This is a genomic window from Mesorhizobium sp. M1A.F.Ca.IN.022.07.1.1 (assembly GCF_003997575.1).
In the GTDB taxonomy this organism is placed as follows: Bacteria; Pseudomonadota; Alphaproteobacteria; order Rhizobiales; family Rhizobiaceae; genus Mesorhizobium.
Genome location: NZ_RZST01000624.1, coordinates 1 through 1,334, shown reverse-complemented (window position 1 = coordinate 1,334; position 1,334 = coordinate 1). Strand labels below are relative to the sequence as shown.

Below are 1,334 nucleotides of genomic sequence, written 5' to 3'. Positions count from 1 at the left end.
ACATCAGTTTTCCGCGCCGGGCTGACCTTCGCCGCTAGCAACTGCGGACCCGCCATTTCCGGGTAAAAAAGCCGGTAGCCGGTGCCGAGAAATTTGCCGGCGCCGAGCGCGGCGCGGCCGTCCGTCACCAGGCTTGCGACATCCTCGGCCTGCATGTCATAGGCGCACAGGATCGCCCCGTCGCAGACCTTGCCGACAGCCGCCAGATCGCAGCCACCCAGCCAGCCTTCCTTGAGGTCGATGATGAGGACCTCGGTGACCGGATGCGCCACCTCGCGCAGCTCGGCGACCAGACTGGTCACCGGCTCGAAGCGCCAGACCAGGTAGGCGTGTAGCTCCGGCCACGGCCCGAAAACTTCGAGTCCGCTCGCTGGAAAACCGGGGAAGCGCCGCTCCGGCACTGCGCGCTCGCAGGTCGCGACGATCCATTGCCGGACGAGCGCTCGCGCCCGTTCGGCGTTGACGCCGGCTTTAGCCGCGCGATCGACACAGGACGGACAGAAGCACAGCGACAGCAGGAAGTCCTCCTCGGGCGTCAGGCCGACGCCGTCCTTCTCGTGATGGTATCCATGGGCAAATCCCATGAAGGAAGGGCTTTCGAGTTCGATCCTGTCCGGTTTGTAGCCGTGAGAGATGTCCGCAACCAGCGCCCGGACATAGGCGCGCGCGTCGGGATGCGAGGGACAGAGATTGTAATAGTTGGGATCGCCGAAGGCGTTGCGAGTGACCGCCTCGGGATGAAGCATGCCGAGGCGGGTGTTGTGCAGGCACACCGTCCAGCAAGAGACCCCGGGGCCGCCCTGTTCCCGCCGGCGGACGAGTTGGCCAAGCACGTCGCCGCCTTCGCTGATCACATCCGCGACCTTGGGCTGGATGGCGAGGTCGGCCCATCGCGCCGCTGACGGCTTGAAATAGATGGTGCCATCCTCTGGAAAATAGGCTTTTCGCCGCGGGCTACGCGGCTGCAGGAAGCGACCGGCATGATAGGAGGTGGCCAGGCTGATCATGTTGAGGCCGGCGCGCTGGACAATATCGCGCTCGACCGTCTCCAGGCCGAGATCCTGAATGTCCCAGGGATAGGTCCACATCGAAAGCTGCATGCTCATCCTCGGTTCTTCCTCCCTTCCGGGCCGGCGTCAGCCTTCGACCGGCTCGGCCACTTGCATCAGGCAGTCGCCCGCCTCGCACATGGTGTGCAGCCGGCGCGACAGCACGATGCCGCTTTCGGAGAAACGCATCGCCTCCTCGGCAAGCTCCAGCCGTTCGAGATCGTGATACCATCCCGCCAGCTGGCCAGCACTGACGCTGTCGCCGAGGCGGACCGCAGGCTCGCA

Annotated in this window: 2 protein-coding genes; both read right to left on the bottom strand. The window is 65.3% G+C overall.

Annotated elements, in window-relative coordinates:
• On the bottom strand, positions 1 to 1,100 hold a 1,100-nt coding region (locus EOA75_RS32890), incomplete at its 3' end, for a hypothetical protein (protein ID WP_127326142.1).
• A gap of 36 nt (positions 1,101 to 1,136) precedes the next feature.
• The coding region (locus tag EOA75_RS32885; RefSeq protein WP_206517118.1) for a succinylglutamate desuccinylase/aspartoacylase family protein at positions 1,137 to 1,334 on the bottom strand (198 nt) is incomplete at its 5' end.